18 protein-coding genes are annotated in these 21,579 nt (G+C 63.7%); 7 read left to right on the forward strand and 11 right to left on the reverse strand.

The features are described 5' to 3' along the window. Nucleotides 1-121 precede the first annotated feature (121 nt). Nucleotides 122-1,498 carry an MFS transporter gene (locus tag NKG95_RS01100; RefSeq protein WP_353039711.1) on the forward strand — a complete coding sequence of 459 codons (1,377 nt, stop codon included), beginning with the start codon at nucleotides 122-124 and terminating at the stop codon, nucleotides 1,496-1,498. Between the two features lie 40 nt (nucleotides 1,499-1,538). On the opposite strand, the gene purH is transcribed toward NKG95_RS01100, so the two are convergent. The 4 genes from purH to htpX form a co-directional block, all read right to left on the reverse strand. Beyond that, the gene (purH, locus tag NKG95_RS01105; protein ID WP_353039713.1) at nucleotides 1,539-3,155 is read right to left on the reverse strand and encodes a bifunctional phosphoribosylaminoimidazolecarboxamide formyltransferase/IMP cyclohydrolase; all 1,617 of its coding nucleotides are present in this window, start codon (nucleotides 3,153-3,155) and stop codon (nucleotides 1,539-1,541) included. 84 nt (nucleotides 3,156-3,239) lie between these two features. Continuing rightward, the gene (locus NKG95_RS01110; protein ID WP_353039715.1) at nucleotides 3,240-4,988 is read right to left on the reverse strand and encodes a heparinase II/III family protein; all 1,749 of its coding nucleotides are present in this window, start codon (nucleotides 4,986-4,988) and stop codon (nucleotides 3,240-3,242) included. A gap of 146 nt (nucleotides 4,989-5,134) precedes the next feature. After that, on the reverse strand, nucleotides 5,135-6,523 hold the full coding sequence (locus tag NKG95_RS01115; RefSeq protein ID WP_353039717.1) for an RsmB/NOP family class I SAM-dependent RNA methyltransferase: 1,389 nt from the start codon (nucleotides 6,521-6,523) through the stop codon (nucleotides 5,135-5,137). Continuing rightward, nucleotides 6,514-7,530, reverse strand: a complete 1,017-nt coding sequence (gene htpX / locus NKG95_RS01120; RefSeq protein WP_352814986.1) for a zinc metalloprotease HtpX — start codon at nucleotides 7,528-7,530, stop codon at nucleotides 6,514-6,516. The genes NKG95_RS01115 and htpX overlap by 10 nt, the downstream gene beginning before the upstream one ends. A gap of 116 nt (nucleotides 7,531-7,646) precedes the next feature. On the opposite strand from htpX, the gene NKG95_RS01125 reads away from it, so the two are divergent. Continuing rightward, nucleotides 7,647-7,859, forward strand: coding sequence for a DUF1674 domain-containing protein (locus NKG95_RS01125; protein WP_023719727.1), 213 nt, complete (start codon nucleotides 7,647-7,649; stop codon nucleotides 7,857-7,859). A 33-nt stretch (nucleotides 7,860-7,892) separates the two neighbouring features. Here the strand turns inward: NKG95_RS01125 and NKG95_RS01130 are convergent, their stop codons facing one another. Continuing rightward, a complete protein-coding gene (locus tag NKG95_RS01130; RefSeq protein ID WP_023719726.1) occupies nucleotides 7,893-8,564 on the reverse strand; it encodes an HAD-IA family hydrolase in 672 nt (223 codons plus the stop codon). Between the two features lie 177 nt (nucleotides 8,565-8,741). On the opposite strand from NKG95_RS01130, the gene NKG95_RS01135 reads away from it, so the two are divergent. From NKG95_RS01135 to NKG95_RS01145, 3 genes are all read left to right on the forward strand, one after another. Continuing rightward, the gene (locus NKG95_RS01135) at nucleotides 8,742-9,611 is read left to right on the forward strand and encodes a transglutaminase-like domain-containing protein (protein ID WP_353003962.1); all 870 of its coding nucleotides are present in this window, start codon (nucleotides 8,742-8,744) and stop codon (nucleotides 9,609-9,611) included. 318 nt (nucleotides 9,612-9,929) lie between these two features. Then, on the forward strand, nucleotides 9,930-11,291 hold the full coding sequence (locus NKG95_RS01140; protein ID WP_353020110.1) for a pilus assembly protein TadG-related protein: 1,362 nt from the start codon (nucleotides 9,930-9,932) through the stop codon (nucleotides 11,289-11,291). Nucleotides 11,292-11,692: 401 nt separating this feature from the next. Then, on the forward strand, nucleotides 11,693-12,958 hold the full coding sequence (locus NKG95_RS01145) for a class I SAM-dependent methyltransferase (protein WP_353039720.1): 1,266 nt from the start codon (nucleotides 11,693-11,695) through the stop codon (nucleotides 12,956-12,958). Nucleotides 12,959-12,961: 3 nt separating this feature from the next. Here the strand turns inward: NKG95_RS01145 and NKG95_RS01150 are convergent, their stop codons facing one another. Together NKG95_RS01150 and acs are read right to left on the reverse strand one after the other, a co-directional pair. Beyond that, nucleotides 12,962-13,705, reverse strand: coding sequence for an MOSC domain-containing protein (locus NKG95_RS01150; protein WP_352858686.1), 744 nt, complete (start codon nucleotides 13,703-13,705; stop codon nucleotides 12,962-12,964). Continuing rightward, complete coding sequence (acs, locus tag NKG95_RS01155) at nucleotides 13,705-15,660, reverse strand: acetate--CoA ligase (RefSeq protein WP_353039722.1); 1,956 nt, start codon at nucleotides 15,658-15,660, stop codon at nucleotides 13,705-13,707. The genes NKG95_RS01150 and acs overlap by 1 nt, the downstream gene beginning before the upstream one ends. Before the next feature lie 304 nt (nucleotides 15,661-15,964). On the opposite strand from acs, the gene NKG95_RS01160 reads away from it, so the two are divergent. Continuing rightward, nucleotides 15,965-16,237: an usg protein gene (locus NKG95_RS01160; RefSeq protein ID WP_023719720.1), complete on the forward strand. Its 273-nt coding sequence runs from the start codon at nucleotides 15,965-15,967 to the stop codon at nucleotides 16,235-16,237. Between the two features lie 46 nt (nucleotides 16,238-16,283). Here the strand turns inward: NKG95_RS01160 and NKG95_RS01165 are convergent, their stop codons facing one another. Both NKG95_RS01165 and NKG95_RS01170 read right to left on the reverse strand, forming a co-directional pair. Next, complete coding sequence (locus NKG95_RS01165; RefSeq protein ID WP_353039723.1) at nucleotides 16,284-17,318, reverse strand: aldo/keto reductase; 1,035 nt, start codon at nucleotides 17,316-17,318, stop codon at nucleotides 16,284-16,286. Nucleotides 17,319-17,355: 37 nt separating this feature from the next. Continuing rightward, a complete protein-coding gene (locus NKG95_RS01170) occupies nucleotides 17,356-18,534 on the reverse strand; it encodes an MFS transporter (protein ID WP_352494121.1) in 1,179 nt (392 codons plus the stop codon). A 136-nt stretch (nucleotides 18,535-18,670) separates the two neighbouring features. Here NKG95_RS01170 and NKG95_RS01175 point away from each other — a divergent pair, with 136 nt between their 5' ends. Next, nucleotides 18,671-19,579 (forward strand): LysR family transcriptional regulator, encoded by a 909-nt coding sequence (locus NKG95_RS01175; protein ID WP_353039726.1) that lies wholly within the window; start codon nucleotides 18,671-18,673, stop codon nucleotides 19,577-19,579. A gap of 67 nt (nucleotides 19,580-19,646) precedes the next feature. On the opposite strand, the gene NKG95_RS01180 is transcribed toward NKG95_RS01175, so the two are convergent. Continuing rightward, nucleotides 19,647-20,696, reverse strand: coding sequence for an aldo/keto reductase (locus NKG95_RS01180; protein ID WP_353039728.1), 1,050 nt, complete (start codon nucleotides 20,694-20,696; stop codon nucleotides 19,647-19,649). A 107-nt stretch (nucleotides 20,697-20,803) separates the two neighbouring features. After that, nucleotides 20,804-21,466, reverse strand: a complete 663-nt coding sequence (locus tag NKG95_RS01185; protein ID WP_353039730.1) for a YggS family pyridoxal phosphate-dependent enzyme — start codon at nucleotides 21,464-21,466, stop codon at nucleotides 20,804-20,806. Between the last annotated feature and the right edge of the window lie 113 nt (nucleotides 21,467-21,579).

Below are 21,579 nucleotides of genomic sequence, written 5' to 3' on the forward strand. Positions count from 1 at the left end.
GGGGGGCGCCGGAGCATGATCGCGAACGTAACGATCGGCTTTTGGACAAGATCGTGCTCAACAAGAAGACGGCGCATCATGCCGATTCGATCGGCATGGAGCAAGCTCCAGCGGAGGGGACATGGCTGAGATGACAGTGCAGCGTGCGTCGGGACGCGGCATCTGGGGATGGATGCTGTTCGACTGGGCGGCCCAGCCGTTCTTCACGGTCGTCACCACCTTCATCTTCGGTCCTTATTTCGTCTCGCGCATGGCCAGCAATCCCGAGACCGGGCAAGCGGCCTGGGGCTACGGCATCGCCGCCGCCGGCCTCGTCATCGCCGTTTTGTCGCCGATCCTCGGCTCGATCGCCGATCAGACCGGACCACGCAAACCGTGGATAGCCTTCTTCGCCGCGGTCAAGATCACCAGCCTCACCCTGCTGTGGTTCGCCGCGCCCGGCTCCAACCTTTTTCTGGTCGTGGCGTTGTTCTCGCTGGCGTCGGTCGCGGCGGAATTCTCGACCGTGTTCAATGATTCGATGATGCCGCGCCTGGTGCCGAAGAGCGACATCGGTCGGATCTCGAACATGGCCTGGGGGCTCGGCTATCTCGGCGGCATGATCGCGCTGATCTTCGTCGTTACCGTCATGGCCGGCTCGCCTGAAACCGGCAAGACCGTCGTTGGGCTCGACCCGATCTTCGGCCTCGACCCCAGGCTAGGCGAGGACGCGCGCGCCACCGGACCGTTGTCGGCGGCCTGGTATTTCCTGTTCATCCTGCCGATGTTCTTTTTCACGCCGGATGCGATCAAAGGCATTCCAATCGGGCCGGCGGTGCGCGAGGGCCTGTCGGAACTGAAGTCGACGCTGGCCGAAGTTCGCAAGCGCAGCGGCATTTTTCGCTTTCTCGTCGCCCGCATGATCTATCAAGACGGCGTCAACGCGCTGCTGGCGCTGGGCGGAACGTTTGCGGCGGCGATGTTCCATTGGTCGATCACCGAGATCGGCCTGTTCGGCATCATCCTCAACGTCGTCGCCATCGTCGGCTGCCTGGTTGCCGCACGCCTCGACACAGCACTGGGTTCCAAGACCATAGTGATGATTTCGCTGGTCATGCTGAGCATTGCCACGCTCGGCATCGTCTCGACCGGCCCAGGCTATACGCTGTTCGGCGCCTGGGTGATGCCCGGACTGGATGGCGGCGGGTTGTTCGGCACGGCGGCCGAAAAAGCCTACATTTTCTACGGCCTGCTGATCGGGCTTGCCTTCGGGCCGGTGCAGGCATCGTCACGCTCCTACATGGCGCGCAGCGTCTCCGCAGCCGAATCCGGCCGCTATTTCGGCATCTATGCGCTGGCCGGTCGGGCAACAAGTTTTGCAGCGCCCTTCATGGTGGCCACGATCACCCTGGCCAGCGGCTCGGCGCGGCTCGGCATGGCGGCGATCGTGCTGTTCCTCGGCGCCGGCATGGCGATCCTGATCGGCACGCCCTATCCGGCGGATCGGCCGGCAGAGTGAGCTGCTCTTCCCCTCTCCCACAGCGGGAGGGTAAGGCGTCCTAATGCCGGAAGTGCCTCACTCCGGTGAAGACCATGGCAATGCCGTGAGCGTCGGCGGCGGCGATGACGTCGTCGTCGCGCATCGAGCCGCCCGGCTGGATGACGGCGGTGGCGCCGGCTTCGATTGCCGACAAAAGCCCATCCGCGAACGGGAAAAAGGCATCCGAGGCGACGACCGAGCCCTTGGTCAAAGGCTCCGTCAGACCGGCCGCCTCGGCCGCGTCGAGCGCCTTGCGCGCGGCGATGCGCGAGGAATCGACCCGGCTCATCTGGCCGGCGCCGATGCCGACGGTGGCGCCGTCCCTGGCATAGACGATGGCGTTCGACTTGACGTGCTTTGCCACGCGAAAGGCGAATTTCAGATCGGCCAATTCGGCCGATGTCGGCGCGCGCCGGGTCACCACTTTCAGCTCGAGGTCATCCACCACCGCATTGTCGCGGCCCTGGATGAGCAAGCCGCCAGCGACCGATTTTAAGCCAAAGCCCGCGGCGCGCGGGTCGGGCAGGCCGCCGGTGACCAGCAGGCGTAAATTCTTCTTGGCGCCAATGATGCGGATTGCATCATCGGACGCCTCCGGTGCGATGATCACTTCGGTAAAGGTCTTGACGATCTCTTCGGCGGTTGCGGCATCGAGGATGCGGTTCATGGCGACGATGCCGCCGTAGGCCGAGACCGGGTCGCAGGCCAGCGCCTTGGCATAGGCCGCTTGCAGCGAAGCGCCTTCGGCAACGCCGCACGGGTTGGCGTGCTTGATGATGGCTACCGCTGCGGAGCGGGTCGGATCGAACTCGCCGACCAGCTCGAAGGCGGCGTCGGTATCGTTGATGTTGTTGTAGGAAAGCTGCTTGCCCTGAAGCTGGCGTGCCGTGGCGACGCCCGGCCGCCTGTCGCCGTTGACATAGAAGCCGGCGCCCTGATGCGGGTTTTCGCCGTAGCGCATCACCGACTGCAGCCTGCCGCCGAAGGCGCGCCATGTCGGATGCTCGATCTCAAGCGCCTCGGCGAACCATCCCGAGATCGCCGCATCGTAGCTGGCGGTGCGGGCAAAGGCCTTGGCTGCGAGCTTCTTGCGGAAATCCAGCGACAACGAGCCGAAATTCATCTCCAGCGCGTTGAGCACCGAGGCATAGTCGTCAGGGTCGGTGACGATGCCGACATATGCGTGGTTCTTGGCCGAGGCACGGATCATCGCCGGGCCGCCGATGTCGATGTTTTCGACGATCGCGGCGTAGTCGGCGCCGGAGCGGCGCACCTCCTCGAATGGATAGAGATTGGAGACGACGAGATCGATCGGCTCGATGCCGTGGTCGCGCATCGCCGTGGCGTGCTCTGGATCGTCGCGCACGCCGAGCAGTGCACCATGCACCGACGGGTGCAGCGTCTTGACGCGCCCGTCCATGATCTCGGGAAAGCCGGTGAGCTCGGATACGTCGCGCACCGCCATGCCCGCATCGGCGAGGGCCTTTGCCGTGCCGCCGGTCGAGACCAGCTCGACGCCGGCCGAAGCCAGCGCCCTGGCGAAATCGATCAGGCCGGTCTTGTCGAAGACGGAGAGCAGCGCGCGACGGATGGGTACAAGGTCGGGCGCGGGAATATTCTTGGCGGCGACGGCCATGGGCTGGCGGCCTTTCCACGTGTGGTTGGAGAGCGTCCGCGGGCCGTAGCATATGAGGCCCGGAAATCAAGCCGCAAGGCTTGATCAGTGTCTGCCGTTGCCACCGGCATCAGCTTTGTCCTGACGGCCGGCGATAATTGTCCGCGTTAATTGCCAATGGACCTCGGGAATCTCCGAGGCCTTGAACGCAAGCACGATCTGGCGGCTGCGGCGTGGACCGCCGAGCCCGGCGAAATAGATCGATTCCTCGACCTCGGGTGCCACTTCGGTGGAGGTAAACACCCAGGTATCGGCGTGGTCGGCGGTCAGCACCAGGCGGTCATGCTCATCCTGGAGCATGTTTATGTCGGGATGGACATGGAAACGCACTGTAACGAAATCACGGCCATTGTTGCGGATAGAAGCGCCGCCCGGCCGCAGGAAGCGGTCCCTGCCGGCAAGCACATTGCCCTCGGTCGACAATTTCAGCTCGCGCTCATGCAGGAAGCCGAAGCGCGCCACATAGCCGTCATGGCGGGCGATGAAGCCCTGGCTGCCCTTCTGGTCCGTGCGCTTGCAAGGCACATGCTGCGGCCCGCCTATCAAAGGCGTGCCGAGCAGGTCGTTGACGCGCAAGGAGTGGTTGAAGCGCGCCGACGACGTGTCGTTGATGGTAGCGGTGGAGTGGGCGGCGGTGGCGCGGGCAAGCGGCCGGAACGCGGCGGCACCATAGGTGTCTATGCCGGCATTGACGATATAATGCTGGCGGCCCGACGACAATTCGAAGGCGAGGCATCCGGCGTGAGCAGCATTGGACACGTCGACGGGCGGCGGCGGGCCGGTATCGGCGATCACCGTGACACCACCCATCGACAGGCGCTCATAACCCGAATGCGGCGCGTGCAGCAGTGGTGCGCCGGCGGTGTCGTCGTGATGCAGGATGCTGGCGATGCGGTCGTGGATGGTGGCGCCCATGCCGTTGAAGCGGGCAAGGCTGCCATCCTGATGGCGAAAGAAGCGCAGTGCCGGCAGCATCCGGTCGATGGCGCCGATCAGGGCGGCCGGCGGTGTCTCGGCCTGATTGGCGTATGTCTGGCGCAATGGCAGAAGGTCTGCGAGTATTTCAAGCACTGCCATCGGATTGCGCGAGATATGGCCGCCGTCAGGCAGGATCTGGCGGTCGAGCTCCTCGGCGAGATTGCGGGTGGCACCGCGCAGCGCCGAGGCCGGCGCCGGCAGCGACAAAGCGGCAAAGGCCAGCGCAATGCGGGCGCGCAGCCTGTCCTTGCCGTCCGGCATCTCGCGCACCATGGCGCGCAGATAGCGGATCTGGACGGCAAGCGATTTCAGGAACGCACGGTAGAACGGAAACTCGGCGCCCTGCAACACGATCGAGGAATGCTGCAGCCAGGCAATGACACGCTTGGCCGTCGTGCCGGGCTCCCAGGCGACGCCGGAAATATGGCTGCCATGGATTGCAATCCAGTCGGAAACCAACGCCCGCGCGTTGGCGGCGGCGAGCTCCGTGCTGGCGGCACGCATGTGGCGCAGCCAGCGAAAGCCATGCAGCGTTTTTTGCCAGCCGGGATTGGGCACGTCGATCTGGAAGGGCGATTTGCCACCGGTCTCGACCAGATGCCCCGAAAGCGGATAGCGGCCGTAATAGATCTCGAGCGCGATCTGAGGATCGGCGAGGCGCAGGTCCGGCGGGGCAATCAGGACGCGCTCCGGCGTGCGGCCGGAGTAGCGCCAGCGATAGAGTGGCCCGGCGCGCAAGCGCCGGCGCGTCTTGCGCCAGAACTCCCTCGCGACAAGCGTCCACAGACGCGTCGTGTTACCGGCAGCGATTGCCAAAACCCCTCCTGATCGTCCTCACCCAAGCACAAGTTTATATGATTCAAGAACTTGTGCGAAGGCGAATTCCGCGGCAGTGGGGCCGTTCAGCCTGTTTTCCATGCCTCCTCGCCCCAAGAAGTCGGATGGCGCTTCAAGATCGGCCCTTAGCCGGCTCTGCGCATGCGGGCGGCAAAGAAACCGTCCAGCCCGGAACGCGCCGGTGAGCCAAGCTCCAGATCGGCAGGCGTGGTGCGCAACGTGCCTTGCGGCGTCAGGAATGGGTCGATGCCGGCAATCTCGCCTGGCCGAAGCGGGTCGTCGATGATCTCCGCATTGCCGGCGAGAAAGTCGCGATAGAGCTCTTCGCCTTCCAGCGGATCGAGCGAACAGTTGGAAAAGATGATGCGACCGCCAGGCTTGACCAAGGTGATGGCGCGGGCAAGCAGCCGGCGTTGCAGGTCGGCCAGTTTTTCGACATCGGCCGCCGTCTTCGTCCAGGGAACGTCGGGATGCCGCCGCACCGTGCCGGTCGAAGAGCAAGGTGCGTCGAGCAGGACGGCGTCGAAGAGGTCCTTCGGCTCGTATTTGAGCAGATCTGCCTGGACGATCTCCGCGGAAAGGCCGAGCCGTTCGAGGTTCTGCGTGAGCCGCGCCAGCCGCGTTCTGGACATGTCGAGCGCGGTGACGTGAGCGCCGGCGAGGATCAGCTGGGCGGTCTTGCCGCCGGGGGCGGCACAGAGATCGGCGATTCGCAAACCATTGATGTCGCCGAACAGCCGGGCCGGCAGGCTGGCCGCTGCATCCTGAACCCACCAGGCGCCTTCCCCAAAGCCGGGCAGTTCGGTCACGGAAGGGCTGAGCTTTTCGACCCGCACCGTGCCGGTCGGCAAGACGAAGCCGCCGAGCCGTTCGGCCCACAGCGCCGGGTCCGACTTGACCGAGAAATCGACCGGCGCCTCATGGCGATGGGCGAGCAGTATCTGCCTGGCCTTGTCGGGGCCGTAGACCGTTTTCAAACGGTCGGAAAACCATTTCGGCGCCTCGTCGGTGGCGGCAAGTGCTGCCGCGAGCTCGTCCTGCTTGGACCGCGCCAGCGTACGCAGCACGCCGTTGACGAGGCCGGAAAAGCGCGCCGTGCGCGGATCGGACTTGGCGTGGGTGACGGCGAGGTCGACGGCGGCGCTGTCGGGAACATCGAGGAACAGGATCTGTGCCGCCGCTACATGCAAGATGTGCGAAAGCGCAGTGGCGTTGGGCGGCAGCGGCTTTTCCAGGCGGCGGGCCAAAAGGCCCGATATGGTCATGCGGTAGCGCAGGGCGGTGACCAGAATGGCGCGTACCAGGGCGCGGTCGCGCAGGTCGAGCGCCTTGTATTGCGGATGGCCGTTTTCATGGTCGGTCAGCCCGTCGAGCGGCGTCCTCGCGTCGATGACGGCGGCAAGCAGGCGCGCGGCTGCCTTGCGCGCGGCGAGACCGGCTACGGCCTCGCTGCCCGAATTGTGCTCGCGATCACCTGGAATTGCGTGCCGGCGTTGTGCTGCGCTCACGACCACGGACCTTTGGGTCCGGTCGGATTGCGTCCCCAGGGATTGGGTCTCGGCTTGGCCGGCTCAGGCGGCCTCTCGGGCCGGGCGGCCCTGTCCCACGGACCCGACGGCTGCTGCCCGGTCCCTTCCGGCGCCGGCTTTGGCGTCGCGGCCGCTTCGGGTGCGCCGGCCATCTCGCTCGCCATCCTCTGCAATGCGGCGATGCGGTTTTCTGTGCTCGGGTGAGTGGAAAACAAACTGTCCATGCGCTCGCCGGAAAGAGGATTGATGATGAAGAGATGGGCGGTTGCCGGATTGCGCTCGGCATCCGGGTTGCGGATGCGTTCGGCGCCCCGCGCGATCTTGTCAAGTGCCGAGGCGAGCCACAGCGGGTGTCCACAGATTTCGGCCCCGCGCCGGTCGGCCTCGTATTCGCGGGTGCGGCTCACCGCCATCTGCACGATCATGGCGGCCAGGGGCGCGACGATCATCGCCACCAGCACGCCGACGATGCCGAAGGAATTGTTGTTGTCGCGGTTGCCGCCGAAGAAGAAAGCGAAATTGCCGAGCATCGAAATTGCGCCGGCAAAGGTCGCGACGATCGTCATGGTCAGCGTGTCGCGGTGCTGCACATGGGCAAGCTCATGCGCCATCACCGCCGCGACTTCTTCATGTGAGAGCTGCTCGAGCAGGCCGGTGCTGGCGGCGACAGCGGCATTTTGCGGATTGCGGCCGGTGGCGAAGGCATTGGGCTGAGGATTGTCGATGAGATAGGTTCTCGGCATCGGCAGGCCGGCGCGTTGCGCGAGACCCTTCACGATGGCGTAATATTCGGGCGCGTTGCTTTCGTTGACCTCGATCGCACGGTGCATCGACAGCACCATCTTGTCGGCGTTCCAATAGCTGAACAAATTGGTGCCGGCGGCGATCAGCAAGGCGATCATCATGCCGCCGGATCCGCCGACCAGATAGCCGACACCCATGAACAGGGCCGTCATTGCGGCCAAAAGCATGGCGGTGCGAAGGGTGTTCATCGTCTGCTCCGTTCTGGCCCAACAAAGGGGTCGATCCTTGTGGGCCCATCGCTATATGATGGGAAACAGCGGTTCCCGTTTCAATCGGGGCCTGTTTCAATCTAGCGGAAGATCGCATGATCGACAAAACCAGCCAAACGCATGCTAACGGCTCGCCGCACAAGCCACTGACGCCGGCAGCCCGGCGCGCCTTGGCCGAGGCCGAGGCCCGGCGGGAGCAATATCGCGAGAAGGAAGCCACGCTGCCGAGGGAGATCGGTGGGCGCGGCGGCAAGGAACCCGGCCGCTACGGCGACTGGGAGGTCAAGGGCCTGACCAGCGATTTTTAGCCCAGGCAGGGTGCTGGCTAAGCAGGGTACCAGCTAAGCAGGCTGGGCGGCCCGCTCCGCTTCGATGGCAATCCAGCCGCTGGCATCGACGGCGACGCCGATCGCGTCATAGCCGGCGATGGCGGCATGCGGCGTCTCCAACGGATGCCGGTGCGTGGCGCTGATCACGACGACCGCGGCGCCCGCGGCCTCGGCTGCTGCTATGCCTGCCGGTGCGTCTTCGAAGACGAGGCAATCGCGCACGTCGACGCCGAGCCGTTCGGCCGCCAGCCGGAAGCAGTCGGGCGCCGGCTTGCCGCGGGAGACATCCTCTGCCGCAACGATCACGGCGGGAGCCGGAATGCCGGCGGCCTGCAGGCGCAGCAGAGCGAGTTCACGGGGCGCCGAAGTGGCGATCGCCCAGCTCCCGGGCGGCAGCGACGCCAGGAATGCCGCGGCGCCGGTAATCGGGTGGATGCCTTCGACGTCGGCTGCTTCGGCCTGCAAAAGCGCATCGGCTTCGCGGGCAGGATCGATCCCTGGGAGCGCCAGCCGGCCGATGGTCTCGATCGCCCGCACGCCGTGGATGGTCGGCAGGAATGCAGCGACGTCAAGACCTTGCCGGTGCGCCCAGGCTGCCCAGACCCTTTCCGCCGCGGCAATCGAATTGAGAATCGTGCCGTCCATATCGAACAGGAAGGCCGCGAATTTTCTGCCTGCAAACATCGGTTTTCCCGGGGTCATCTTGGAAGGATTATTTCGAAGGGAGCATATCGATCCACCGTAACGTTGCCGCGTCCGTATGGGAAGCCGCGAGACCTCGTTTTCGACGTTCGCAAGGAACCGCGCGCACTCTCCTGCGTTGACCAGCACTATCTTCCATGACGATCGCAGGGGAGGGCGATGCTGATTCGGCTCGGCTATGAAATTGGCATTGAATGCGTTGCACCAACGCCGGTCGTTTCATTGCTCGACATCCACGGGGATCGTCAGACAGACATCAAGCGGCAGACGCGCGTACTGACGTCGCCATCCGTGCCGACCAGGGTCTACCACGATCTTTTCGGCAATAGCTGCCGCCGCTTCACGGCGCCGGCAGGAAGCTTTCGCATCCTCTATGACGCGGTGATCGAGGACGGTGGCGAGACGGACGAGGTCAACACGCTGGCCGGGGAAGTCCCGGTCGCGGAATTGCCGGACGAGGTGCTCGGCTATCTGCTTGGCAGCCGTTACTGCGAGACCGATCATCTCAGCGATCTCGCCTGGCAACTTTTCGGCCAGCTTCCGCCGGGTTGGGCGCGGGTGCAGGCGATCGTCGACTATGTCCACAACCGCCTGTCCTTTGGCTACGGCTATGCGCGCCCGACCCGCACGGCGGCGCAGGCGCATGAGGAGCGCGTCGGCGTCTGCCGCGACTTTGCCCATCTGGCGATCACGCTGTGCCGCTGCATGAATATCCCGGCCCGTTACGTGAACGGCTATCTCGGCGATATCGGCGTGCCCGCCGATCCGGCGCCGATGGATTTCTCGGCGTGGGTGGAAGTGTTCCTCGGCGGCAGATGGTACACGTTCGATCCTCGGCACAATGTGCCGAGGATCGGCCGCGTCGTCATAGCGCGCGGCCGTGACGCCACCGACGTGCCGCTGCTGCATAGTTTCGGCCCGCATCGACTCAGCCGGTTCAAGGTCTGGACGCACGAGCAGGAAGGCAATCTCTTCAAGCCGCCCTATCGCGGCGTCGACAAGACCGTCAGCGCACGGATGCTGGCATAGTCCTTTCACAGTCCAGATTTCCATCTCCCGCTACCGCGGTCGTGCTGAACCGGTTCGATACATCTCGTCTGTACCGGATTGGGACGCAGTCCAGTCGTCCTGAATTGCGAGCCTGATCATGGTAAGCGCTTTGTCAACAAAGCCGCGCTGACGCGACTTTCATTTACCGGCTGTTTACCTTGCCGTCGCTTGAAACCGTTTGGAAACAATGGCCTGAGCGAGAGCCGCTCGCTTTCTCGCGCCTGGCGGCGCGATCCGGCCGGATTCCTGCAATGCGCCTTCGGACAGCTGCAGGCTGTGGCGATGGAGGCGGAAGGAATGCAGCGTTTCGGGGGTCTTGTTCAGGCGATCGGCGGCTTTGCCGGGGATCGCAGCGGAAATTTCGCGGTGCTGTTTGGTATAATCAGCTCGGTGCTGGCGCTGAGTGTCGGCTTTGCCGTCAACGTGTCCCAACTCTACAATGTGAAATCGAGCCTGCAAGGCGTCGTCGACGCTGCGGTCACCTCGACGGCGCGCGACCTGACAACCGGCGTCATCAGCGAGGCCGACGCCAGCAAATCGGTGCAGGCCTTTCTCGATGCCAACAGCACGGCGGGTATCCTGCAGGACAACCAGATCGTTCTCGACAAGCTGACCGTCGACCGGACTGCAAACACGGTTCAGGCGGATGTCCATGTCAATGTCAGCTACTATTTCCCGCTTTTCGGCACGAGTGGCATGCAAAGCGTTCCCGCATCGACGATGGCGCTCTATTCGGACAAGCAGATCGAAGTCGCAATGATGCTCGATGTGACCGGGTCGATGGCCGGCCAGAAAATCATCGATCTGCGGACGGCTGCGGCGAATGCCGTCGACAGTTTCCTGGGCGGTCAGGACCCCTCCAAGCCACGAGTGCGGGTTGCCATCGTGCCTTACGCAAATTCGGTGAATGCGGGTACACTTGCGCCCAGCAGCGTCTATGTGGAAACCAGCACCAGCCAACGCAAACAGGCGCCGGCCAATGACGCCGTGCAATATATCTCGGGCTTCATCCGTCCGGACAATTGCGCCACCGAACGCAAGGGGATCTATCAATATTCGGACGCGGGCCCCGACGCCAGCATGGTCAACCGCGACTACCTGCTGTCGTCCTTCGCTTGGCAAACCGGCACCGCCGCCTGCCCGGCCGCCACGCTGATGCCGCTGACGGCGGATGCGACGGCGCTCAAGACGGTCATCAAGAATTTCGTCGCATCCGGCGGCACCGCCGGCCATATCGGCGTGCAGTGGACCTGGTACATGCTGTCGGAGAACTGGGGGAGCATCATGAGGACTTCGCAACGGCCGGCCAAGATGGATCCAAAAAAGGTCGCCAAAATCGCGATCCTGATGACCGACGGCGAATTCAACCTATCCTACTTCGATGCGAGCACGGTGAGCGACGTTTACAATGACGCCGGTAAGGAGCCGACCCGCACGGCCGCCAAGACACTCTGCGCTGCCATGCGCAACAAGGGCATTGAGGTCTTCACCATTGGGTTTGACCTAAACGAAACGAATGCCAAGGCGACGCTCCAGGATTGCGCCAGCCCGGACACCGCCAAGATCAAGCACTTTTATCAGGCGGCCAATGGAACCGAACTCAACCAGGCTTTCCAGGATATAGCGCGCAACGTCGAGATGTTGACCGTAACCAGATAGGGGACAACAGCCCAAAGGAAAAGGCCGCCGCTTCTTGCGAAGTCGGCGGCCTTCCGTGTTTCCGTCCATGGCGCGGTTCCTGGCGGCGACACTGGTCGCCAGCCGCGCATCTCGCGCCTTAACGGGAAGACTGCTTCCCGAAAGTGCAATCCGCTGAGGCCACGTTCTGGAAAACGAAATCACTCGACATCGGATCACCTCCTTTCGATTTGTTGAACACTCCCCCATGATGGGGTGTCACCCGGGAAATGGCAAGGCGCGGCATCCAAAAATCCTGAACAAGCGTGCTTGCGCACCCAGGCGGCTTGCGGCCGGCCGATCTGGCAGGCAAGATCGAGCCGCTATTGTTCCGGACCGCTATTGTTCCGGGCCACTATTTTGCCGGGTAAGGGAGGACGGGGATGGAGGCAGCCGAGAGAGCGGCCCGGATTGTTCGGACGGTCATCGAAACGATGAAGCCGGGTTTTGCGGTGAGGCTGTGGACGGGCGAGCGGATCGGCCCGGCTGCCGGCCCGGTGCTCACCATCAACGACCAGGACATCGTCTGGCAGATCGTACGTCGGCCCTCTTTATCGACGCTGATCGAGATGTGGATTGGCAAGGCGGTCGACGTCGAAGACGGATCGCTGTTCGATTTCTATGCCTTGCCCACGCACGGCAAGCTCAGGACGAAGCTCAAGACACTGCCGAAGCTGGCGATCCTGCGCGACCTGCCGGCGGTGCTGTTTTCGCGAAAACAGATGACGGCGCGAACCGATCTTTCCGGCCGCAATCCTTACGTCAGCGGTTCGAGCAAGGAGGCGATCCAGCATCACTACGACATTTCCAACGCATTCTACCGGCTCTTCCTCGACGAGCGCATGGTCTATAGCTGCGGCTACTTCAAGGACTTCGCCAACGATATCGATCAGGCGCAGAGAGACAAGCTCGACCATATCTGCCGCAAGCTTCGGCTGAAGCCCGGCGACAGATTGCTCGACATCGGCTGCGGCTGGGGAGCGATGCTCATCCATGCCGTGAAGAATTATGGCGTCGTCGGCCACGGCGTTTCGCTATCGGAGGCACAGACCGAGTTCGCCCGCGAACGCATCCGCGCTGAGGGGCTGGAGGATCGCATCACCATCGAGATAAAGTCCTATGCCGAGCTGTCCGGTTCCTTCGACAAGATCTCGTCGATCGGCATGTTCGAACATCTGGGGCTTGCCAACCATGCCGCCTATTTTTCGACCATCCATCGCCTGCTCAAACCCGGCGGCATCTATCTGCACCATGCCATCACCCGCCGCGACAAGGGCAGCATGAAGAAGACGCTGCGCAAGGGGCCGGAATTCAAAGCGCTGATCAAATACATTTTTCCGGGCGGCGAACTCGATACGATCGGCATGACGCTCGGCAATCTCGAGGCGCACGGCTTCCTCATCTATGACGTCGAAAACTTGCGCGAGCACTATGCGCGCACCTGCCGGCTATGGGCCGAGCGCCTCCACGCACGCTTTGACGAGGCCATCGCCGAGGTCGGCGAATCCAAGGCGCGGCTCTGGCTGCTTTATCTTACCGGCTGCTCGATTACCTTCGAACGCGCCTCGGCGCAGATTTTCCAGACCGTCGCCACCAGGCGCGCGCGCGGCCCAAGCGGCCTGCCGCCGACGCGGGCGGATTTATACTAATAGCTACAGGAGACGCATCGTGGCGCCGATCTCGACGCGGGCCGGTCGATCGACAGTGCAGTAGACGCCGAAATTATGGGCGTTGTGGCGGACCAGGCTGCGCAGGATTGCCGGGTCGTGGTCGAACCCGTCCTGGCCAATGATGGTGAAGCCGCAGCGGCGGCACGGCTCGGAGATGGTCAGGAGCAGGTCGCCGATCGCCAGCTTGCGCCCGATCCATTCGGTTTCGGGGAATGACCCCTCGATCTTCGGCATGTCGACGACGATGTTGGGGCGGAAGCGGCGCGGGTCGGCGGTGCCGTCTGGATGCAGCAACTTCAACTGCGCCAGCGAAGCGGTGGTCAGCAGATGAATGGGGGCTTTGACATAGCGTTCCGCCAGCAGGGGACCGGCGTATCCCGGTGTAGCATTCTCGCGGCGGAACGGCCGGATGGAGGCCGCAAAGCCGAGATAGGCGGAAATGGCGCGGTCGCTATCAGCGCCCGGTGCGGCTAGCCAGTCGCCATCCGGGACCGCAACCTCCAGTGCGCCGGCCGGCGACAGCCGGGTTCGGATGCGGGGCACCTTGTGCCATTTCACTTCGCGGTCCGGCCGTGCGATTTCATTGTTCGACGTGTCGATAAGACCAAACAGGCGGTCGCCTTCAACGGTATGCCGGGCGACCGAGATCGCCTGCTGGCGCTCGCCGGCGAGCGAGCTCGCGGGATAGCGCCAAAGCTCGGTGACGGCACCCAATATGGCTTGCATCAGCTCTTCTTGTTCTGCCGATTGGCGATCAGGTCGTCGACGACCGCCGGATCGGCCAGCGTCGAGGTGTCGCCGAGCGCGGCAAAATCGTCCTCGGCGATCTTGCGCAGAATGCGCCGCATGATCTTGCCGGAACGGGTCTTCGGCAGGCCGGGCGCGAACTGGATCTTGTCGGGCGAAGCGATGGCGCCGATCTCCTTGCGGACATGGGCGACGAGCTCCTGGCGCAATTCCTCGCTTGGCGTCTCGCCGGCCATCAGCGTGACATAGCAGTAGATGCCCTGGCCCTTGATATCGTGCGGGTAGCCGACGACGGCCGCTTCCGAGACCTTCTCATGCGAAACCAGCGCCGATTCGATCTCGGCGGTGCCCATGCGGTGGCCGGAGACGTTGATGACGTCGTCGACGCGGCCGGTGATCCAGTAGTAGCCGTCAGCATCGCGGCGGCAGCCGTCGCCGGTGAAGTACCTGCCCTTGTAGGTCGAGAAATAGGTCTGCACGAAGCGGTCGTGATCGCCATAGACGGTGCGCATCTGGCCCGGCCATGAGTCGGCAATACAAAGATTGCCGCTGGCTTCACCCTCCAGCACCTTGCCGTCACCATCAACCAGCTGCGGGTTGACGCCAAAGAAGGGCCGCGTCGCCGAGCCCGCCTTGAGGTGGGTGGCGCCCGGAACCGGCGTGATCATGATGCCGCCGGTCTCGGTCTGCCACCAGGTATCGACGATCGGCACCTTGCCGTTGCCGACAACGTTGAAATACCATTCCCAGGCTTCCGGATTGATCGGCTCGCCGACGGTGCCGAGCACGCGCAGCGACTTGCGTGACGTTTTGGTGACATGGGCATCGCCGGCGCCCATCAGCGCGCGCAGCGCCGTCGGCGCGGTGTAGAAGATGTTGACCTTGTGCTTGTCGATCACGTCCCAGAAACGCGACTGCGACGGGTAGTTCGGCACGCCTTCGAACATCAGCGTGGTGGCGCCGTTGGCGAGCGGCCCGTAGACGATGTAGCTGTGGCCGGTGACCCAGCCGACATCGGCGGTGCACCAGTAGACGTCCCCGTCGTGATAGTCGAAGACATATTGGTGGGTCATCGAGACATAGACGAGATAGCCGGCGGTGGTGTGCAGCACGCCTTTCGGCTTGCCCGTCGAGCCCGACGTGTAGAGGATGAACAGCGGATCCTCGGCGTTCATCTTCTCGGGCTTGCATTCGGCCTTAACCGTCGCGACCTCGTCATGGTACCAGACGTCGCGCCCGGCGGCCCAGCCGGTCTTGCCGCCGGTGCGGCGTACTACCAAGACCTTTTCGACTTTCGTTCCGGCCTTGGCGGCGATCTCGATCGCCTTGTCCGTGTTCTCCTTCAACGGGATAGGCTTGCCGCCGCGCAGGCCTTCGTCGGCAGTAATGACGAAGGTCGACTTGCAATCGTCGATGCGTCCGGCCAGCGCGTCCGGCGAAAAGCCACCGAAGACCACCGAGTGAATGGCGCCGATGCGCGTGCAAGCAAGCATCGCATAGGCGGCCTCCGGGATCATCGGCATGTAGATGGTGACGCGGTCGCCCTTCTTGACGCCGTGCTTCTTCATCACATTGGCGAGGCGGCAGACATGTCCGTAAAGCTCGTTATAGGTGATCTTCCTGTCGTCGTAGGGATTGTCGCCTTCCCAGATGATGGCGGTCTGTTCGCCGCGCTTCTTCAGATGCCGGTCGATGCAGTTCCAGGAAACGTTGGTCTGGCCATCCTCGAACCATTTGATTGAGACCTTGCCGTCGAAGGACGTGTTCTTGACCTTGCTGTACGGCTTGAACCAGTCGATGCGCCTGCCGTGCTTGCCCCAGAACTTGTCCGGGCTCTTGACGCTGTCGGCGTACCATTTCAGGTAGGTGTCATTGTCGATCAGCGCGTTCTTCTTCCACGCCGGCTGGACGCGATGGACATGAACATCGGACATTTCTTCGCCTTCCTCCCGAAACCAAACCGCCGGCTTGACTGCCGGCAGGATCGCAGCGTTGCGGCCGCGAATTCGCGCGCATTATTAACAGTTCGGCGATGACGGCAACATTAGACGTTGGATTTGCGCGGCGGGATGCCGCAGGTCCCTTCCCGGGTGGTGTCAGCACTCTAGCGAGACGGCTGCTAACCGCATGTTTTTGCGGCATAAATCTGGCTCGACCGCAGAAATATCAATAGACGATTAAGCAAATGGGGTGCACAATTTCAGGCTGGGAGGAAAGAGAATCAACCAGGGGACCGCAATGCGCGACCATTCCGAAATGGACCTGATGCTCAAGGGCTATGGCTTGACCACGGCCAAGATTCTTTATCACTTTCCCGATCATCCGCATCTGCTGCAGAGCTTCATCTGGCAGGATTACGACATCGCCCCGAAATTTCCGGTGCTTATCCGCTTCATCGAGTTCTGGCAGGCCAAGCTCGAAGGCCCGCTGCATTCAGTCAGCTACACGCACCAGAAGCTGATCGCGCCGAACGAATGGCGCAAGGTCGACGGCGAGTTCGTGCTGCATTAAAGCAAGCGGGCGGCAGCCTGGGAGCCGCCGCCCAGCTTTTGGAGCGTCAGACGGCGGGCGGGTTCAGCCGGGCAAAACCCTCCTGCCGGCGATAGGGAAAATACGGGTAGGGTGCGGTGACCTCGCTTGCCGTGTCCAAGATTTTCATCTGATCCGGGGTCAACGACCATCCGACGGCGCCGAGATTCTGGCGCAACTGCTCCTCGTTGCGCGCGCCGATAATGACGGAGGCGACGGTCGGCCGCTGCAGCAGCCAATTGATGGCGATCTGCGGTATGGTCTTGCCGGTTTCCTCGGCGACAACATCAAGCGCGTCGACGACCCGATAGAGATGCTCGTCGTCGACGGGCGGTCCGAAGCTTGCCGTGTCGTGCAGCCGGCTTTTCTCGGGCAGCTTCTGGCCACGGCGGATCTTGCCGGTCAGGCGGCCCCAGCCGAGCGGGCTCCACACCAGCGCACCGACGCCCTGGTCGAGGCCGAGCGGCATCAACTCCCATTCATAATCGCGCCCGACCAGCGAATAATAGACCTGGTGGGCGACGTATCGGGGATAGCCGTATCTGTCCGCCAGGCCGAGCGACTTCATCACTTGCCAGCCGGAAAAATTGGAAACGCCGACATAACGCAGCTTTCCGGCGCGCACGAGCCTATCCAGCGTCGATAGCACCTCCTCGATCGGTGTTGCGGCGTCAAACGCGTGCAGCTGCAGCAGGTCGATGTAGTCGGTGCCAAGACGCCTCAGTGCGTCCTCGACGGCCTTGATGAGGCGCGAGCGGGACGAGCCGGCGTCGTTGGGACCGTCGCCCATCGGCAGCGAGGTCTTGGTCGAGATCAGCACGGCATCGCGGCGGCCCTTCATCGCTTCGCCGAGCACCTGTTCGGAAGCGCCATTCGAATAGACGTCGGCGGTGTCGAACAGGTTGACGCCCGCCTCCAGGCAGATGTCGACCAGCCGCCGGGCTTCCGTCGCATCGCTGTTGCCCCAGGCGCCGAACAGCGGCCCTGACCCGCCGAAGGTTCCAGCGCCGAACGAGAGCGCCGGGACTTTCAGGCCCGATACGCCAAGATTTCGATAATCCATCTGTTTCTCCTATGGTGTACAAGGGTTCTTCGAGTTGCTACGAGCGGGCGGGTGCCGGTTCACCGAGCGTTGGGCGATCGAGGCGTAGCGCCAGCGCTGCCACGGAAAGCGCCGAGAGCGGCAGCAGGGCCGCGACCCAGGTGACGGCGCCGAGGCCGGGGCCATGGGCGATGACCACGCCGCCGAGCCAGGCGCCGGCCGCATTGCCGAGATTGAAGGCGGCGATGTTGAAGGACGAGGCGAGGCTCTGGCCGGCGCCTTGTGCCTTTTCCAGTACCCACATCTGCAGCGGCGCCACGGTGGCGAAGGCGGCGGCGCCGAGCAGGCCGACATAGATGACGGCCATAACCTGGCTGTGCAGGGCGAAGGTCATGGTGCCGAGCACCAGCGCCAGCACGACGAGACTGCCGAGAACGGAAGGCACCAGCCAGCGGTCGGCGAACTTGCCGCCAGCGAGGTTGCCGGCGATGAGGCCGCCGCCGAAGACCAGCAGGATCGGCGACACCGCTGCTTCCTCAAAACCGGTGATCTCGGTCAGCAACGGGGCGATGTAGGTGAAGACGGCGAAGACGCCGGCATAGCCGAGCACGGTGGTGGCAAAGCCAAGCAGGACGGGCGTGCGGCCGAGCACGGCGAGATCGGCGCGCAAATTGCTTTGCTCAGGCGCTGTCTGGCTGCGCGGCACCAGCAGCAGGATGATGGCGAAAGCGACCATGCCGACCAGGGTCACCGCCCAGAAGGTCGCGCGCCAGCCGAAGGCCTGGCCGAGCCATGTTCCGAAGGGGACGCCGAGGATGTTGGCGATGGTCAGGCCGGTGAACATCAGGGCGATCGCCGATGCCTTCTTGTTGGGCGCCACCAGTTCGGTCGCCACGACCGAGCCGACGCCGAAGAAGGTGCCGTGGGCGAAGGCGGTGAGCACGCGCGCACCCATCAGCGTCCAGTAGTCTGGGGCCAGCGCGCACGCGAGGTTGCCTAGCGTGAAGATTGCCATCAGCGCCAGAAGCACGGTCTTGCGCGGCCACCGGCCGGTGGCGATCGTCAGCAGCGGCGCGCCGATGACGACGCCCAGCGCATAGCCGGAAATCAGTTGGCCGGCAGCTGAGATCGAGACGCCGAGATCGGTGCTGACGTCGAGCAGCAGGCCCATGATGACGAATTCGGTGACGCCAATACCGAAGGCGCCGGCGGCAAGAGCGTAGAGAGCAAGAGGCATGGCGGTTCCCACTTCGATGACGGCCAGTTTCGACGACGGGCGCCGTGTCCTCTCACGCCCGGCCCGAAAGATCGTGATGCACCGAACTGTGAACCAGCCTTGCCTAGGGCACATTGCCTGTGAAATAGATTCACCAATGGCCAGGCCCGACATCAACCGCTCCGGCGAGATCGAAGTGTTCGTCCGCGTCGTCGAGGCCGGCAGCTTTTCGGCCGCTGCACGTGCGCTGCGCATGAGCCCGTCGGCGGTTAGCAAGCTGATCGCGCGGCTGGAGGGGCGTCTTGGCGCCCGGCTGGTCATCCGCTCGACGCGCAAGCTGCGACTGACACCGGAAGGGGCGGCCTTCTTCGACAGCGGCGTGCGCATCCTGGCCGACATGGCGGTAGCCGAGCGCGAGGCAGCGGCGGGCGCCGCGCCGCGTGGCCGGCTGCGGATCAATAGCTACGTGCCTTTCGGGCAGCACCGGCTGATCCCGCTTTTGCCGCGTTTTCTAGAACGATACCCCGAAATCTCGGTCGATCTGGTGTTGACCGACAGTGTTATCGACCTGATGGAGGAGCGCGCCGACGTCGCCATACGTGCCGGCCCGCTCGGCGAATCACGGCTAGTGGCGCGCAAGCTCGGGCAGAGCCGAGTGGTCGTCGTTGCCGCGCCATCGTATCTCGAAGCGCGTGGCACACCCAAGACGCCCGCCGATCTCGATCGTCACAACCGGATGGGCTTCTGCTTCGCGCGCCACGTCGAGGGCTGGCCTTTTGTCGACGCGGCCGGCAAGCCGATCACCATATCGATCGTTGGAAACACGCTGGTCAGCGACGGCGAGGCGATGCGGTTGATGGCGCTCTCAGGGGCGGGCATCGCCCGGCTGGCACGCTGGCACGTGGAGGCCGACATTGCCGCCGGCCGGCTGCTGCCGCTGCTGGAAGAGTTCAACCCCGGCGACGAGGAACTGACCCATGCGGTTTATGTCGGCCAAGGCAAGCATTTGCCGGCGCGGGTACGGGCCATTTTAGATTTCCTGGCCGAAACCGCGCGGCTGGGCTGAAGCGGAAGGCATTCGGGAGCCACTTGGCTCCCGAATTTGGCTGCCGAAATGTCACGTCGACAAGGAACTACTTCTTTGGCGTGAACGGCGCCGGCCTGCGGCCCGCCGCCTGGCGTTCGAGCATCCAGCCCGGATATTCGGGCGGGAGCGCGCTGACTTCGTCGAGACGAGCAAGATCGTCGGCATCGAGCTTCAACTCGGTTGCCGCAAGGTTCTGTTCCAACTGGTCCATGCGGCTGGCGCCGATGATGACGCTCATCACGAACGGTTTGGCCAGGACAAAGCCGAGCGCCACCGTGGCGACGCTGACGCCGTGCTTGGCGGCGATCTCGCGCATGACGGCGACCGCTGCCCAGGCACGGTCCTCATTGACCGGCGGGAAATTGAAGCTGGCGCGGCGACCTTCGCCATTGCCGGGGGCACCGGGTCCGTACTTGCCCGAGAGCAGGCCGCCCGCCATCGGTGACCAGACCATCAGCCCGAGCTTCTCCTCGTTGAGCAGCGGCACGATCTCGCGCTCGAGATCGCGGCCAGCGATCGAGTAATACGATTGGACGGTTTCGAAACGGGCAAAGCCCTTGCGCTCGGCAATACCCAACGCCTTGGCGATGTGCCAGGCCTGCCAGTTCGAGACGCCGACATAGCGGACCTTGCCAGCGGCAACCAGGTCGTCGAGCGCCCGCAGCGTTTCGTCTATCGGCGTGACCGTGTCGGTGCCGTGCAGCTGATAGAGATCGATATGGTCCAGCTGCAGCCGTTCGAGGCTACCTTCGACCGAATCCATGATATGGCCGCGCGAAGAACCGCGCTGGTTCGGGCCGCCGCCCATGGCGCCGTGAACCTTGGTGGCGATGATCACGTCCTGCCGATTGACGCCGAGATTTCTCAGCGACTGGCCGAGAAGCCGTTCCGAGGCGCCGAAGGAATAGACATCCGCCGTGTCGAAGAAATTGACGCCGGCGGCGAGCGAGCGGGCGACGATCTCGTCGACGCCCTCCTGGTCGAGACTGGCGATCAGGCCCCATTGGGCATTCTCGCCGGCGGCGCCGAATGTCATCGTACCGAGGCAAAGTTCGGAGACGAACATCCCCGTATTTCCAAGTTGATTGTAACGCATGGTGGCTCCAGAGGCTTTGGGATAACTCGAACCATATAGGAACGAAACGTTCCGTTTCTATTGCTGGCATAGTCAGCGTCAGCCTGTGGCCTAAGGCCGGCTGCGCCTCATCTGGCGCCGAAAATCGCCGATCCAACCCTGACACTGGTCGCGCCGAAGGCGATCGCCGTTTCGTAGTCGCCGGACATGCCCATAGAGAGCTTGTCAACGCCGGCCTCAAGCCCAAGCTTTTCTAGCAGCGCGAAATGCGGACCGGGGTTCTCGTCCGCCGGCGGAATGCACATCAGCCCTTCGATGGCGAGGGCGTGAACCGAGCGGCAGCGGGCGACGAAGGCGACCGCCTCGCGCGGCTCGATGCCGGCCTTTTGCGGCTCGGAACCGGTGTTGACCTGGACGTAGAGCCTTGGCGTCCTGCCCTGCCTGGCGATTTCCTTGCCGAGTTCGGCGGCGATCTTTTCACGGTCGACGGTTTCGATGACGTCGAACAGCGCCACCGCTTCCTTTGCCTTGTTCGATTGCAACGGCCCGATCAGGTGCAGCTCGATGTCGGGGAAAGCTTCCTTCAGCGCCGGCCACTTGGCTTGCGCCTCCTGGACGCGGTTCTCGCCGAAGACGCGCTGGCCGGCCTCGATAACCGGACGGATATCGGTGGAATCGAAGGTTTTCGAGACCGCAACCAGCGTCACCGCCCCGGCCTCGCGTCCGGCCTCGCGCTCGGCAGTGGCGATCCTTGCCTTGACGGTGAAAAGCTGTTCGACGGCGCTCGCCATGCCTATATCCTGCCTGTGTTTGGCTTTTCGCCGGATCGCCGCAGTTGACGGGTCCGGTAATCCATGGTGAACACCGCGACGACATTTCCTGAGCCGCCCGGGCATTGTCCGGC

Origin of the sequence: Mesorhizobium sp. M1423 (assembly GCF_040317575.1) — a bacterium.
GTDB lineage: Bacteria > Pseudomonadota > Alphaproteobacteria > Rhizobiales > Rhizobiaceae > Mesorhizobium.